Consider the following 15297-nt stretch of genomic DNA (forward strand, 5'->3'; position numbering starts at 1 on the left):
CTGAAGGGACGTGTCGCGGACTGTCCGCAGGGACAGATTGCGGCCCTGGGATCAGGCTGGCTTTTCGGACATGTTGGCATGTCCTTGCGGCCAGGTGGCGCGGACCAGGGTGAAGCCGGGGACCTCGCGGAGGTCGAGCTCGGCGCCGGTGTGGGCGAGGACCTGGGCGAGGCGGCCGGCGCGGTTGACCACGAACCAGGCCGGGGCGCCGGGGCGCAGCCAGTGGCGCAGCGGGGCGACGAGGCGGGCGAAGGCCTCGGGCTCGGCGTGGGTGGGCGGGTTGACGAGGGCGAGGTCGACGCGACCGCGGGCGCTGCCGGTGCCCGTGCCGGGCCCGCTGGCGGGCAGGCCGTCGGCGACGAGGACCTCGACGCGAGGGCCGCAGCCGAGGCGGGCGGCGTTCTCGGCGACGAGGGCGGCGGCGAGGTAGTTGCTCTCGACGGCGACGAGGCGGGCGTCGGGCCAGCGGCGGGTTGCCCACAGGCCGAGCGGGCCGATGCCGGCGCCGAGGTCGAGGATCTGGCGCGGCGACCTGTCCCCGAGGACATCCAGGGCCTCGAGCTCGGCAAGCAACGCGCGGGTGCCGTCGTCGAGGTGCTTGCGGCAGAACACGCCGGGCGCGGCGAGCAGCGGGACTGGCCCGAGCAGCGGGTCGGCGATCTCGTACTCGCGGGTGAGGCGGGCCCGCGCCGCTTCGGCGGAGTACGAGGCTGTCTTTTCGGACACGTAGAGGAAGTAGCCGGAGTCGCGCTCCTGGACCTCGACGACGCCGCACAGCTCGGTCATCGCGCGGGCCAGCGAGGGGCCGCCCTTGGCCTTGCGCACAGCGCAGTAGAGGCGGCCGCCGGGGCGCAGCGCGGCGGCCCCGAGCGCGAGGCAGACCTCGCTGAAGTCCTTGCCGAGGTGGGCGCGGGGCCACACGACGGCGGCCGCGAAGTCGTCGCGCGGCAGCGCCGGGCCGCGTGAGGCGGGGACGCAGGTGGTACCGGCGGCGTCTTCGCGTTCGCGGACGTCGAGGATGAGGCGGGTGGCCCCCGGGCGCAGGCCCGGGAGCGGGCCGGAGTGGACGAGCAGGAGGTCGTGGGGGTCGAGGTCGCGGACCGCGGCGGCGAGGAGGCGGACGCCGGGGTCCGCAGCGCTGTCCTGGAGGCCTTCGGCGGACATTTGTGCGCCGGGAGATACCACAGGGCGAGGATCAGCGTCGGTCCCCCCGCGCCGGATTTCCGGTGGACCGGAGATCGATGGCGTGTTAAAGCTGCCAGCGATCGTCGTGAATGGCCCTGGCGTGGCGTTGACACCCAGGGCGATCCGCGGCGACCGGTGGAGCTGCGTCGTCCTTGTCGCGCCGTAGCTCCGTGCCTGGCAGCGCAGCTCCCGTGTGAGTCGCGCCGAGGCCGACCCATTTCGCAGGAAATCGCGTGTCCACACTCGAAGCGTTGTTACCTCTGTTCGAGCCGGAGACGCTCGCGCGGCTCACCAGCAAGAAGGCGTTCGCGGCCGGTACGGAGCTGTTCGAGGCCGGTCGCGCGGTGAACGACATCGTGTTCGACGGGGGCCACCTGCGCGGCAAGGTCAAGGGCTCGCACCCGATGCCGCACCAGGTCGGCCTGAAGCTGCTGGCGGACGGCACGCTCGAGGCGAGCTGCAGCTGCCCGACGCACACGGACGGGTGGGAGAGGATCTGCCAGCACGCGGTGGCGCTGGGGCTGACGCTGCGCAAGCAGTACCAGACGGGCGCCGAGATCACGCGCACGCAGAACCCGTGGGTGCAGGACCTGGCGAGCGGCGCGGTGGCCAACCAGCAGCGCTACCAGGTCGAGCTGCGCAAGGGCCACTGGCACGTGATGGTGTTCAAGGGCGGCGGCACGCCGGTGGTCGGGCGCAAGCGCTACGAGGGCATGAGCGCGGCGGACCGACTGATCAGTCACTACCTCGATCAGGAGGTCGACGACGCCGACGACGGCGGGCACGTGATCGATGACGCCGCGTTCGCGGGCATGTTGTACTTCGGGCGCGGCAGCACGATCAGCCTCAAGGGCATCGGCAAGCTGCAGTTCGGGCCGGAGCCGCTGGTGCTGCGCATCCGCTCGGAGCCGCGGCCGGGCGACGCGAGCGTGGTGCTGCACGCGTTCCTCGAGCAGCGATCGATCGGCCGCACGATCGAGGTCAACGCCGGGCGGGTGATCGTCGGCGCGCCGACATGGTTCCTGCTGCCGGAGACGGCCGAGGTGTTCCAGGTGCCGGACACGCCGCCGTGGGTGCTCGAGCTGGTCGGCAAGCAGCCGCGCATCGTGATGGACGCGCGGGTCTCGGCGCAGCAGATGGACGCGCTGTCAGAGACGCTGCACGCGGTCGGCGTGCCGCAGCAGGACCTGTTCGCGCTGGCCTCGGACTCGCGGCCGATCGACCGGCTGATCGCCAGCGTCGAGGCCGAGGCGAGCAAGATCAAGATCAGCCTGGCGGCCCGCTACGGCAACGTCACGCTCGCGGTGGCCGGTCACGATCCAGAGTCACCGCGCTACTCGATCAACCTCGGCGACCAGGCGCTCACCTTCTACCGCGACCTGGCCGGCGAGGCGGCGGCGCGCAAGACCCTGACCGAGCTCGGCCTGCGCTGGAGCCCCAACGACGACGCGTTCGCGGCCGAGGGCGACGCCGCGGTGGAGTTCATGATCGTGGGTCTGCCGCTGCTGCCGGACACCTGGGAGCGGCGCGTGCCGGGCAACCTGCCGAAGATCCGCAGCAAGTCGCCGACGCCGCGGATCTCGGTGCACAACAAGGAGGCCAGCGTGCTCGACCTGAACGCGGTGGTCGACGTCGACGGTCAGGAGGACCTGATCTCGTTCCGCGACCTGCTGCGCTGGCTGCACGAGGGTCGCCGCTGGGTGACGCTGGCCGATGGTTCGGTGGCCAAGCTCGACCCGCAGATCCTCCAGCCGATCGCCGACGCCGCCGGTGCGATCGAGTTCGACAAGGCCGGGCACGCCGAGCTCTCCACGCTCGAGCTCGGGACCCTGAGCCGCCTCCTGGGCGCCGCGCCGAGCGCGGAGGTCGCCAAGGAGGTCAAGAAGCTCATGGAGAACATGACCGGCGACAAGAGCTCGAGGGCGCCGCGCAAGGCAAAGGCGTTGACCGCCAAGCTGCGCGAGTACCAGCGCTCTGGCTTCGCGTGGTTGTGGCAGCTGCACGAGAACAGCATGACGGGGATCCTGGCCGACGACATGGGCCTGGGGAAGACGGTGCAGGCGCTCGCGCTGCTGACGAAGGCGAAGGAGGAGGAGGGCGACGCACCGTCGCTGATCGTGTGTCCGACCTCGGTGCTGTCGGTGTGGCGGCAGGAGGTCAAGAAGTGGGCGCCGAGCCTGACGGTGGCGACCTGGCACGGGGCCGACCGGGCCGAGAACCGCCGCCTGTTGAAGAAGGCGGACATCGTGGTCACGACCTACGCGATCTTGCGGCTCGACATTGAGGAGCTGAGCAAGATCCGGTTCCGCTACGCGATCCTGGACGAGGCGCAGTACATCAAGAACTGGGCGACGACCACGGCCAAGTCGGCCAAGCAGCTGAAGTCGGACCACCGACTCGCGCTCTCGGGCACGCCGGTAGAAAACCACCTGATCGATCTGTGGGCGATCTTCGACTTCCTCGCGCCGGGCTTCCTCGGCAAGCTGTCCGACTTCCAGAAGAACTACGTGCGGCCGATCGAGGACCACGACGTGAAGGTGCTCGAGGCGCTGCGGGCCCGCATCCGGCCCTTCGTGATGCGTCGCCGCAAGGAAGACGTGGCCCAGGAGCTGCCGCCGAAGACCGAGCAGACGCTGTTCGTGCAGTTCGGCAAGAGCCAGCTCGGGCTCTACAACCGCATCCTCAAGGCGGCCAAGGCGGAGATCCAGGGCCGGGTCGAGGAGGTCGGGCTCGAGAAGTCGCAGATGACGATCCTCGCGGCGCTGACCCGGCTGCGGCAGGTCTGCTGCGACCCGCGCCTGCTCGGCATGCCCGACGCGTCGGCCCTGCCGCCGTCGGCCAAGCTCGAGGCGTTCAAGGAGCTCATGGCCGACGCGGTCGGCTCGGGCCGCAAGGTGCTGGTGTTCTCGCAGTTCGTCGAGATGCAGAAGCTGCTCGGCGACGCGCTCACCGAGCTGAAGATCGACTTCTTGTGGCTGCACGGTGGGACCAAGAACCGCGAGGAGATGGTCGCGCAGTTCCAGCTGAAGTCCGGGCCGCCGGTGTTCCTCATCTCGCTCAAGGCCGGCGGCTCGGGGCTCACGCTGACCGAGGCGGACACCGTGGTCCACTTCGACCCGTGGTGGAACCCGGCGGTCGAGGACCAGGCCACCGACCGCGCGCACCGCATCGGCCAGGACAAGCCGGTGATGGTGTACCGCCTGGTGGTCGAGGACACGGTCGAGCAGAAGATGGTCGAGCTCGGGGCCCGCAAGCGCGAGATCGCCGAGTCGGCGCTCGGGCGCGACGCGATGGGCGGCAAGAAGCTGACGATGGAGGACGTCGAGGCGCTGCTCGAGGCGCCGGCGACGGCCGCGTGGGACGCATGAGCGACGCCGAGGTGGTGGTCATCGGCTCGGGCCCGAACGGGCTGGTGGCGGCGTGCGTGCTGGCGCGGGCGGGGCTGAAGGTGCTGGTGCTCGAGGCCAATCCCACGCGCGCGGGCGGGGCGCTGGGCTCGGAGGAGGGGACCTTGCCGGGCTTCGTGCACGACGTGGGCGCGGCGTTCTTCCCGTTCCCGCGCAAGAGCCCGGCGTTCCGCGAGCTCGGGCTGGTGGAGCGCGAGGGTCTGGTGCTGCACAACGCGGCGATCGAGAGCTGTCACCCGGGGCCGGACGGCAGCGTCGCCTGCATCACGCGCGACGCGGATCGCTCGGCGCAGCTGTTCGGCGACCCGCGCGACGGAGCGGTGTTCGCCGGGCTCTCGCGGTGGTTCGCTGGCATCGAGGAGGACCTGCTCGGGTTCTTGCTCGGGCCGCTGCCGACGCTGCGGCCGCTGCTGCGCCTGTTGCCCTTCGACCTGTTTCGCGTCGCGCGGATCTTGCTGTCGAGCTGCGCCGGACTGTCGCGCCGGCTGTTCCGCGGCGAGGCTGCGCGGCGGGTGTTCCCGGGGCTCGGGATGCACGTCGACGTCGGCCCCGACGATCCGCTCGGCGCCGCGGTCGGCTTCATGCTCGGCATGACGGCGACCACGGCGGGCTACTGCATCCCACAGGGCGGCGCGCAGGCGATCACCGATTGCCTGATCAAGATCCTCGAGCGACATGGCGGGAGCGTGCGACTCGGCAGCCGCGTCGCGCGCGTGCTGGTCGGCAAGCAGGGCGCCGAGGGGGTCGTGCTCGCGGACGGCACCAGCATCCGCGCGACCCGGGCGGTGATGGCCGACACGGCCGCGGCCTCGCTGATGCTCGACCTCGTCGAGCGCCAGCACGTGCCGGGACGAGTGCTTCGCTTCATGTCCCGCTTCCCGCACGGGTGGGGCACCTTCAAGCTCGACTGGGCGCTGTCGGGGCCGGTGCCCTGGGCTGTCCCCGAGGCCAGGCAGGCGGCGGTCGTGCACGTCGGCGACAGCATCGAGGACCTGCGGCGCTTCACGGCCCAGGTGCGGGGCGGGGCGTTGCCGGACAACCCGTATTTGGTGGTCGGTCAGCAGAGCCTGGTCGACCCGACGCGGGCGCCGCAGGGGCACCACACGCTGTGGGCCTACTCGCGCGTGCCGGCGAACCCTGCGGGCGGCTGGGGGATGCACGCGGAGTCGTTCGCGGATCGGGTGGATGCCCGCATCGAGGGGCTCGCGCCGGGCTTTCGCGGCACTGTGCTCGCGCGCCGAATCGTCGCGCCGCCCGACCTCGAGGCGATGGACGCCAACCTCGTCGGCGGCGACCTCGGCGGCGGTTCGAACCAGTGGAACCGGCAGCTCGTGTTTCGTCCGCTGTTCCCTTACTTCCGCCATCGCATGCCGGTGCGTCGCCTATATCTGTGCTCGAGCTACACGCACCCGGGCAGCGGCGTGCACGGCATGTGTGGCTACAACGCGGCCCGGATCGCGCTGCGCGATCTGGGTGCGTGAGAGATCGTGACAGTGGGCGGCCGATCGGCCGCGGAGGTGGGCGTGGTAGCCTGCCCCCATGCATGGAATGAAGTGGGTGGGTTGGACGGCATCTCTGGTGGTGAGCGCGACGCTGGCGGGCTGTGGCAGCGGTGGTGGTGGCTCGGCGACGGCGAGCGACGGCGCGAGCACCGGGGACAGCGGGACCACGCAGGGCACCCAGACCTCGCAGGCGACGACCTCGGGCGGGAACAGCGACTCGCAGACGCCGACCACCAGTGGCAGCGTCAGCGAGAGCGTCTCTGAGACGGGCACCGCGAGCGACCCGACCAGCGCCTCGGTATCGGTGACCGGGACCACGACGAGCGACCCGACGGCGACGGGTGACACGACCGGGAACATCACGGTGAGCGAGTCGGGCACGAGCACAGGCGGCGACACGACGACGGGCGCGAGCGACAGCAGCACCGGCGCGGTCGACAGCAGCAGCAGCGGCGCGGACGACACGACCGGGGGCGGCTGCGTGCCGACGCCGGAGATCTGCGACGACATCGACAACGACTGCGACGACCAGATCGACAACGTCGACGTCGGCAAGGACGGCATCTGCGACTGCCTCAACATCGCGCTGATCGGCAACCAGGGCGCCAACCCGTCGGCCGAGTTCCAGCTGTGGCTCGAGGCTCAGGGCACGCAGGTCGACCGCATCAGCACGATGCAGAACGAGCTGCTCGACAAGGCGACCCTCAACAAGTACGACATCATCATCCTCGACTACCTGATCCGCAGCTACACGGCGGAGGAGGCGATGACGACGCAGACCTGGGTCGAGTCCGGCGGCGGGCTGATGTCGATGACCGGCTTCACCAACGCCCAGTTCTCGGCGGACCGGCCCAACTCGCTGATCAAGCCGATGGGGCTGAGCTACAACACCAGCAAGGGCTTCTTCAGCGGGCCGGTGACGCAGTTCGTGCCGCACCCGATCACGATGGGCCTGACCTCGATCTCGTTCTACGGCGGCCTCTTCATCGACATCGTCAACGACGGGGTCGGCGTCAACAAGACCATCATGACGCTGCCGCAGGGCCCGGTCGGCGTGGTCCAGGACCGCCTCGCCGGCCGCCTCTTCATCTTCGGCGACGAGTGGGTCGAGTTCGACTCCGAGTGGAAGAACATCCCGCAGATCAAGCAGTTCTGGGTGCAGGTGCTGTCGTACCTCGGGCCCAAGGAGTCGTGCCAGGTCCCGCAGTGAGCGCGTGAGGCGAGGCCGCGGCGGACCGCGGCCTCGCTCGCGAGTCAGCGACGGCGACGACGGGTGAGGCCGAGAGCGGCGAGCGCCAGCAGCCAGGCGCTGTTCGCCGGGGCGTCACTGCGGCAGCCGCAGCCCTTGTCGTCGTCGAGGGTGGAGCTGTCGCTGCCTGTGGCCGCGTCGGTGGTCGCTGTGTCGGTCGCACCGCCGGTCGGCGTGTCGCCGGAGGTCGGTGTGGGGCCTGTCGCGTCGCCAGTCCCGTTGCCAGTCGCGTCGCCAGTCGCTCCGCCGGTCGCGTCCGGTGGTCGCGTCGGGGCCGTTGTACTGGACGAGCTCGCTGCAGCTGATGTTGCCGGCGGCATCGGTGGCGCAGACGCGGGCGCTCTCGTAGGCGATGCCCGCCTCGCCGATGTCGGCGCGCCACAGGGCCTCGCCGTACCAGGTCATCGGGAACTTGGTGGGGTCACCGCCGTTGCCGCTGAGCTCGACGACGACCTCGCTGAAGTCGTGGGGCATGACAGGGGTCTTGTTGTCGTGGACGCGGGCGCGGACCACCAGCTCCTCGGGGATCTGCGAGACGTCGACGATGGAGATCCTGGGGCCGGCGGTGTCGACCGGGACCTGCGACGGCGAGGAACACGCGGTCCGCGTTCTGGGGCGCCTCGCCCTCGGAGAAGACGACGTCGATCTTGTTGTCCCCGTTGAGGTCGGCGACGGCGATGCCGAGGCTGCCCTGCGAGTCGGCGGGGGCGAAGGCGCCAGGCTGGAGGCTGAGGTGGCCGCTGCCATCGTTGAGGATCAGGCGGTCGTCGTTGCCGAACAGGCCGGCGATGACGAAGTCGGCGTCGCCGTCGGACTCGACGTCGAGGAAGGCGACCATGTTGTCGTCGCCGGCGATGTTGGCGTTGGCCGGCCACAGGTCGGCGGTGGCGTCGTCGAAGCCGCCGGCGCCGTCGCCGAGGAAGATGTGCTCGGTGTTGCCGGGACCGTCGTTGATGGTGATCAGGTCGACGAAGTCGTCGCCGTTGAGGTCGATCGGCTCAAACTCGTAGTTGTTGGGGAACTGCGGCAGCAGGTCGCTCGCGTCGCTGAACTTGCCGGCGCCGTCGTTGTGGAACAGGAACGAGCCGTCGCAGGTCTTGCACGAGACCAGCACGTCGAGGTCGTAGTCGTTGTCGACGTCGGCGAGGTCCATCTCCCACGACCACGAGACCTTGATCTGCGGCATGTTGCTGGCGGTCGCGTCGGTGAAGGCGCCGGTGCCGTCGCCGAGCCACAGCTGGGTGACCGCCCCCTCGCCGCCGGCGTCGCCAGGGCCCCAGTCGGCGAGGACGATGTCGAGGTCGCCGTCGCCGTCGACGTCGCCGAGCTCGAGGTCGCCGATGCCGGCGTTCTGCTGCGGGAGCTTGGCGGTGTTGTCGGTGAAGCCGCCCTTGCCGTCGCCGAGGAACAGCCAGCTCTGGTTGCCGAAGCTGTTGCCGACCACGAGGTCGACCGCGCCGTCAGCGTTGACGTCGCGGGCCTTGATCACGCGGGTCTGGCCCGGCTGCGGGAACACCTGCTGGCTGACCTCCTTGAACGGCTTGCCGGCTCCCTGGTTGAGGAACACGCGGCTCTGCTCGGGGCCCTCGGCGGAGTTGTAGCCCGCACCGTTGGCGAACAGGATGTCGACCTGGCCGTCACCGTCGATGTCGGCGAGCTCGAGCTTGTTGGACCACTCCTTGGTCGGGCCGATCGTGCCGGTGGTGGCGTCCTCCCACGGCGCCGCGGCGGCCGTGGCTGGGAGACACAGTGCCGCGAGGGCGAGCACGGGCCACGATCGACGTTTGAATTGACGACCAGCAGACATGCGCGAGCCGTACCACGACGGCGGCCCAGCTGCATCACAAGCGAGAGGTCACTCGAGCGTGATGCCGTTGCTCTGGCACACCGACTGGAGCTGCTTCTGCAGCGCCGCGTCGAGCTTCTTGTAGGCGGACTTGGCCTTCGCCGGGTCGCCCATCTTGCAGGCCGAGACGCCCATCAGCTTGAGCGCGGCGACGTTCTTGTCGATCTCGTAGCTCTTGCGGGCGAGCTCGTAGGCCTGCGTCGCGTTGTTCGACATGCTGGCCTTGCGGGCGTCCTCGAGCAGCGCCACCGGGTCGCCCTTCGGCGCGACGGGCTTCGGTTCGACCGGCTTGGGCGGCTTGGGGACCTTCGGCGTCAGTGTCTTCTTGGTGGGCTCCTCGACCGGGGGATCGACGGCGGCGGCGCTCGGGTCCGGTGGGGTCGGCTCGGGCGGCGTCGGCTCGGGCGGCGTCGGTTCCGGCGGCGTCGGCTCCGGCACGGGATCTGGCGTGATCACCTTGGTCGGGGTCCTGGGGCCGGTGTCGTTGGCAGCGGCGGTGGTGGTGACGTCCTTCGGGGTGCCCTTCGGGGCGTCGCTGGAGCCGAGCATCTTGAACGCGAGGAAGCCGAGGCCGAGCAAGCCGACCAGGCCGAGCGCGATGATCAGGCCACGACTGCCGCCACCCTCGCTGTCGCGGTCGCGGTCACGGCCCCGACCGTCCTGCGCCGGCGTGAACGGTGGCGTGGCGATCGCGGCGGCGTCGCCCGACAGCCGCGGCAGGTCGACGCTGGGCATCATGCGATTGGGTTCGTTGGCTGCCTGACCCGGGCGTTCGATGTTCAGCGTGGTCTGTTCGACGTTGTTGCTGAGCGCGAGGTGATAATCCCCGATCTGGACCACGTCGCCCTCGTTGAGGGTGACCGAGCCCTCGACCTGTACGCCGTTGACCTTGACGCCGTTGTAACTCTCGAGGTCTTCGATGACCCAGCCGTCGGAGCCCTGATGGAGCCGGGCGTGCTGACGAGAGACGTTCTGCTCGGTGAGCTGGATGGTGTTGCCAGGCTCCCGCCCGATCGTGACCTCCTCTTCGCCGAGGGGCACAATCGTCGTCGCACCCTCTTCGTCCTCGATGATCAGTCGCAAGGCCATCGCGTGAGCTTTAGGGTAGGAAGCGGATCGAATTGCTGTCAAGCCAGGAGCGTGCCACAGGTGGCGTCGCCTGGTCTCGCCGTGCATCCCGATGGCGCAGGCGGGGCCGCGTCGCGGGCCTCGGGGGCGCGCCCGCAGCCGAGCGAGACGCCCCCGGAGCGGCTGGGCGAGCGCCCGGCAGGTGGGGCTGGATCGCCACCGGAGGATCGCCCGCGGGCCACAAAAGCACAGTGCTATTGCGCACTTGAGGCGGCTCCAGGGGACGCGTGGCGACGGGTCAGCAGCTCGCGCAGCGGGTAGACGCCGATGCCTTCGCGGTGCAGACGGGGCAGGGCGTCACGCAGGACCTCCACCACGGCCGGGGATGGGTGGGCGATGATCACCGTGGGCCGATCTCGGGCGCGCTCGGCCGCTCGCTCGAGCTGGGCCAAGACGGCCCCCGGCGCGGGATCTACGTCGAGGAAGACATCTCGCGCCAGCGTCGGCACGCCTGCGGCCGCGGCCGCGGCCAGGCCCCGGCTGTTCGCGGTGGTCTGCGAGTCGAGGAAGAACAGGCCCCGCGCCTGCAGTTCAGGCATGAGGGCGTCCATCGCGGCCCGGTCGGCGGTGAAGCGCGAGCCCATGTGGTTGTTGACGCCGTCGGCCGCGGGGACGCGATCCAGGGCGGCCCGCAGGGCGGCCCGCAGGCGCTCGGGCGGGTCGCTGACGCGGAGGAAGTGCTCCTCGGGCTCGCGCCCCTCGAGCATCTTGGTCGGGTCCTCGGGCTCACACGGGAGATGCAGCAAGATCTCCCGGTAGCGGCGCCGGTCGGCGCGCAGGCGCAGCTGGGCGCCCGCGGCATAGACGGCGCCGGGCAGGACGCTGAAGGTCAGGGGGAAGCGCAGCGCGTGCAGCTGCTCGAGCAGGTGCAGCTCGCGGCCGACGTCGTCGATGACGATCGCCAGGTGTCCGCGGGCCTGGTCCCAGGCGATCGTCTGGTCGCCGCGCTCGTCCTGCCACAGCCGGGCCTTCTCGACCGTCTGATCGACGGTGCGCTGGAAGATCGCCTCGGCCTCGGCGGTGGTCACTGGTGGCGACGGCGGCGGCGGAGCGCGCAGCAGCATCAGCCCCGCGAAGGCGACCCACAGAGCCAGGCTCAGGCGCAACGCGAGGTCACGCCGCTCGCTCCCTCGGCTCCGCATGCGTCCCGTCTAGCCCCGCCGCGACCCGCGTCCGACCATGCGCGGCGTGGTTCTCGACTGCAGCTGGATGTGTGAGCGCAGGTGCTGGACCGCGGCCCGCAGCTGGGCGTCGCTGCCGGCGGCGCGCAGGGCCTCACCCTCGTCGTTCTGGGTGCTCGCGGGGTAGCCGAAGCTCTCGGGGCGGAGGTGTCTGGGCTGGGCGCGCTCTGGCTCGAGCTCGGGGATGCTGTCCTTGTAGGCGGTGAGCTCGGTGCCGACGAGCACGTCCGGGAGGATGCCGCTGGCCTGGATGAGGCGGTCGGCGGGGGTGTAGTAGAGCGAGATGGTGAGCTTGAGGACGGAGCCGTCGCCGAGCTCGAAGGGGGCCTGAACGGAGCCCTTGCCGTAGCTGCGCTCGCCGACGATGAGGGCACGGCGATGATCTTGCAGCGCTCCGGCGACGACTTCCGAGGCGGACGCGGAGGCCTTGTTGATGAGGACCGCGAGCGGGACGCGGGACCACGCGCCACCCGGGTGAGCGCGTGACTCGTCGAGCAGGTTGCCCATGCGGCCGCGGGTGCGGACGATCGGGCCCTCGTCGACGAACAGGTCGACGATCGCCACCGCCTGGTCGAGCAGGCCGCCGCCATTGTCGCGGAGGTCGAGGACGACGCCCTGCAGGCCGGCCTTGCCGGCGCTCTGCTTCATCGCGGCGATCGCCTCGGAGAGCTCGTGCGCGCTGGTCTCCGAGAAGTCGCGCAGGCGGACGTGGGCCATGCCCTCGCCGAGATAGACGGGCGTGACGGCGGGGCTGTCGATGAACTCGCGGGTGACGGTGATCGCCCGTGGGACCGACTTGCCGCCCTTCGACGGGGCGCCCTCGAGGGTGAAGCTGACCTTCGTGCCAGGCGCGCCGCGCATCGCGGAGATCGCCCGGCGCAGGTCGAAGAAGTGGCCGATCGGCTTGCCCTCGATCGCGGTGATGAGGTCGCCGATCTTGATTGCGGCGCGCGCCGCCGGGCCGCCGGCGATGACCTCGCGGATCTCGAGCACCACGCGGGCTGGTGTCTGGCTCTCCTGCTTGAGCACCACGACCATACCGACGCCGCCGAAGCTGCCCTCGATGTCCTCGCGGAGCAGGCGGGCCTCCTGCGGCGGGAGGAATTCGCTGTGTGGATCGAGCTCGGAGACGAGGCCGGTGATGGCGGCGTAGATCATCCGTTCGCTGTCGACCGGGCGGACGTAGTGCTGCTCGACGATCGCCAGAGAGCGCGCGAGCAGGTCGAGCTTGCGGTAGCGCGAGTAGTCGAGCGGCGCCGGCTTGACGGGCTCGGCCGGGCCGGCCTCGGCGTTGTGGAGGTACATGAGACCGCCACCGGCGACCACGCCTGCGAGCAACAGGGCGGCGCTTCGCATCAGACCTGGCCGTGCGCGCATGGTCGGCGAGTGTACACGCTTCGGGCCGCGCCCGTGGACGCGGCCCGATGCAGCGAGCGGGCCAAACTCAGGCCCACATCAGGCGTGGCTCACGAGCAGCCGCTGGTGGCGCCGCAGCTCACGCACTTCAGGCAGGAGCCGTTGCGGACCATCGTGAAGCTGCCGCAGGTGGTGCAGGCGTCGCCCTCGTAGCCCTGCATGCGGGCGACGCGGACCTGTTCGCTGACGGAGGGGGCGGCGGCGACGGCCGGGGCGGTGCGCGGCTTGGCGGCGGCCGGGGCGGCGGCGGTGCGGTCCTCGACCTCGATCGGCTGGCGGCGGGGCTTCTGGGCGTAGACCTGAGCGGCGCCGCGGGGGAGGTCGACGCTGAGCTTGAGCGGGCCGGGGGTGACGACGCGCTCGGAGACGACCTCTTCCTCGGCGTAGTCGACGGGTCCGGTGTCGTCACGCTCGCCGCCGATGGAGTCGGGCTCGAGGTCCTCGGGGTTGACGTGGGCGAGCTCGTTGCGGCCGAGGTAGGTGACGGCGAGCTCGCGGAAGATGTAGTCGATGATCGACGTGGACATCTTGATGCGCGGGTGGCCCTGGACGGCGCCGCTCGGCTCGAAGCGGGTGAACACGAAGGCGTCGACGAACTCCTCGAGCGGGACGCCGTACTGGAGGCCGAGGCTGATGGCGATCGAGAAGCAGTTCATCAGGCTGCGGAAGGCGGCGCCCTCCTTGTGCATGCCGATGAAGATCTCGCCGAGGGTGCCATCCTTGTACTCGCCGGTGTGGATGTAGACCTTGTGGCCGCCGATCGTGGCCTTCTGGGTGTAGCCAGCGCGGCGGTCCGGCATCTTGCGGCGCTTCGCCAGGTAACGGTGGACGATGCGCTCGGTGATCTTCTCGATGACCTGCGGCTGGCTGGTGGACAGGGTCTGCTCGCTGCCGTCCTCGGCCTCGACGACCATGCCGGAGCTGAGCGGCTGGCTCAGCTTGCTGCCGTCGCGGTAGAGGGCGTTGGCCTTGATGCCGTACTTCCACGAGGCGAGGTAGACCTCGCCGACCTCGGCGACGGTGGCGTCGCTCGGCATGTTGATCGTCTTGGAGATGGCGCCCGAGAGGAAGGGCTGGGCGGCGGCCATCATGCGGACGTGGGCCATCGGGGCGATGAAGCGCTTGCCGTAGCGGCCGCAGCGGCTGGCGCAGTCGAACACCGGGAGGTGCTGACCCTTGAGGTGCGGCGCGCCCTCGACGGTCATGGTGCCGCACACGAAGTCGTTGGCGCGCTGGATGTCCTCGGCGCTGAAGCCGAGGGCCTCGAGCACGTTGAACATCGGGTTGCCGAGCTGGGCGTCGGAGAAGCCGAGCACGCCGTGGCAGAAGTCGTCGCCGAGGACGTAGCGGTTGAACACGAAGCCGATCTCGAAGGCGCCGGCGAGCTCGCTCTCGACGCGCTGCAGCACCTCGTCGGTGAAGCCCTTGCGCTTGAGGTCGGCGTGGGAGATCCGCGGGCTGCCGACCAGCGTGCCGGAGCCCTTGCAGTAGCGGACGATGTCGGTGATCTGCGTGTCCGTGTAGCCGAGGGTGGCGAGCGCGGCGGGCACCGACTGGTTGATGATCTTGAAGTAGCCGCCGCCGGCGAGCTTCTTGAACTTCACCAGCGCGAAGTCGGGCTCGATGCCGGTGGTGTCGCAGTCCATGACCAGGCCGATCGTGCCGGTCGGGGCGATGACGGTGACCTGGGCGTTGCGGTAGCCGTGCTGCTCGCCGAGCGCAGGGCGCTGTCCCACTCCTCCTGGGCGGCGCGCAGCAGGTAGGCCGGGCAGACCCGCTGGTCGATGCCCTTGGGCGCGGTCGACAGGCCCTCGTACGCGCGGGCGGTGCCGTAGGCGGCGCGGCGGTGGTTGCGGATCACGCGGAGCATGGTCTCGCGGTTCGGGGCGTAGCCCGGGAAAGGGCCCAGGCTCGCGCGCCATCTCGGCCGAGGCGGCGTAGCTGGCGCCGGTCATGATCGCCGTGATGCCGCCGCAGATCGCCACGGCCTCGTCGGAGTCGTAGGGGATCCCGCGCCATCAGCAAGGCCGCCGAGGTTGGCGTAGCCGAGGCCGAGGGTGCGAAACTTGTAGCTGAGCCTGGCGATCTCGACGCTCGGGAACTGGGCCATGAGCACCGAGATCTCGAGCACGACGGTCCACACGCGGCAGGCGTAGCGCACGGCCTCGACGTCGAAGTCACCCGCGCTCTGGCCGCTGGCGACCATGAACTTGCTGAGGTTCAGCGAGGCGAGGTTGCAGGCCGTGTCGTCGAGGAACATGTACTCCGAGCAGGGATTGCTCGCGTTGATGCGGCCGTCCGCCGGGCAGGTGTGCCACTCGTTGATGGTGGTGTCGAACTGGATGCCCGGATCGGCGCAGGCCCAGGCGCGCATGGCGATCTT

At 70.4% G+C, this 15297-nt stretch carries 11 protein-coding genes and 1 pseudogene; 3 read left to right on the forward strand and 9 right to left on the reverse strand.

The window, feature by feature from the left end; all coding sequences use genetic code 11:
• Positions 1-51 precede the first annotated feature (51 nt).
• Complete coding sequence (locus tag IPJ59_RS04735) at positions 52-1164, reverse strand: methyltransferase (protein WP_293249778.1); 1113 nt, start codon at positions 1162-1164, stop codon at positions 52-54.
• 254 nt (positions 1165-1418) lie between these two features.
• Here IPJ59_RS04735 and IPJ59_RS04740 point away from each other — a divergent pair, with 254 nt between their 5' ends.
• Genes IPJ59_RS04740 through IPJ59_RS04750 form a run of 3 tightly spaced genes read left to right on the forward strand, consistent with a single transcriptional unit; the run spans position 1419 to position 7304 of the window.
• Positions 1419-4553, forward strand: a complete 3135-nt coding sequence (locus IPJ59_RS04740; RefSeq protein ID WP_293269937.1) for a DEAD/DEAH box helicase — start codon at positions 1419-1421, stop codon at positions 4551-4553.
• Positions 4550-6073 (forward strand): phytoene desaturase family protein, encoded by a 1524-nt coding sequence (locus tag IPJ59_RS04745; RefSeq protein WP_293269939.1) that lies wholly within the window; start codon positions 4550-4552, stop codon positions 6071-6073. Before IPJ59_RS04740 ends, IPJ59_RS04745 begins: the two co-directional genes overlap by 4 nt.
• A 58-nt stretch (positions 6074-6131) precedes the next feature.
• Positions 6132-7304: a hypothetical protein gene (locus IPJ59_RS04750; RefSeq protein ID WP_293249769.1), complete on the forward strand. Its 1173-nt coding sequence runs from the start codon at positions 6132-6134 to the stop codon at positions 7302-7304.
• Between the two features lie 44 nt (positions 7305-7348).
• On the opposite strand, the pseudogene IPJ59_RS37545 reads toward IPJ59_RS04750, so the two are convergent.
• The 8 genes and pseudogenes from IPJ59_RS37545 to IPJ59_RS04785 all read right to left on the reverse strand — a co-directional run.
• Positions 7349-7399: pseudogene (locus IPJ59_RS37545) on the reverse strand (hypothetical protein); the annotation flags it as partial.
• Positions 7400-7418: 19 nt separating this feature from the next.
• Positions 7419-7817 carry a hypothetical protein gene (locus IPJ59_RS04755; RefSeq protein WP_293269941.1) on the reverse strand — a complete coding sequence of 133 codons (399 nt, stop codon included), beginning with the start codon at positions 7815-7817 and terminating at the stop codon, positions 7419-7421.
• On the reverse strand, positions 7765-9111 hold the full coding sequence (locus IPJ59_RS04760; RefSeq protein WP_293269943.1) for an FG-GAP repeat domain-containing protein: 1347 nt from the start codon (positions 9109-9111) through the stop codon (positions 7765-7767). Before IPJ59_RS04760 ends, IPJ59_RS04755 begins: the two co-directional genes overlap by 53 nt.
• 87 nt (positions 9112-9198) lie before the next feature.
• On the reverse strand, positions 9199-10278 hold the full coding sequence (locus IPJ59_RS04765) for an FHA domain-containing protein (RefSeq protein ID WP_293249764.1): 1080 nt from the start codon (positions 10276-10278) through the stop codon (positions 9199-9201).
• 233 nt (positions 10279-10511) lie between these two features.
• Positions 10512-11459 (reverse strand): divergent polysaccharide deacetylase family protein, encoded by a 948-nt coding sequence (locus IPJ59_RS04770; RefSeq protein ID WP_293249761.1) that lies wholly within the window; start codon positions 11457-11459, stop codon positions 10512-10514.
• Between the two features lie 9 nt (positions 11460-11468).
• Entirely contained in the window at positions 11469-12875 is a 1407-nt protein-coding gene (locus tag IPJ59_RS04775; protein WP_293249758.1) for a S41 family peptidase, read from the reverse strand.
• An 89-nt stretch (positions 12876-12964) separates the two neighbouring features.
• Positions 12965-14869, reverse strand: coding sequence for a TSCPD domain-containing protein (locus IPJ59_RS04780; protein WP_293270571.1), 1905 nt, complete (start codon positions 14867-14869; stop codon positions 12965-12967).
• On the reverse strand, positions 14866-15288 hold the full coding sequence (locus tag IPJ59_RS04785; protein ID WP_293269944.1) for a hypothetical protein: 423 nt from the start codon (positions 15286-15288) through the stop codon (positions 14866-14868). The genes IPJ59_RS04780 and IPJ59_RS04785 overlap by 4 nt, the downstream gene beginning before the upstream one ends.
• Positions 15289-15297: the final 9 nt, after the last annotated feature.

Origin of the sequence: Nannocystis sp. (genome assembly GCF_016714285.1) — a bacterium.
Taxonomy (GTDB): Bacteria; Myxococcota_A; Polyangia; order Nannocystales; family Nannocystaceae; genus Nannocystis.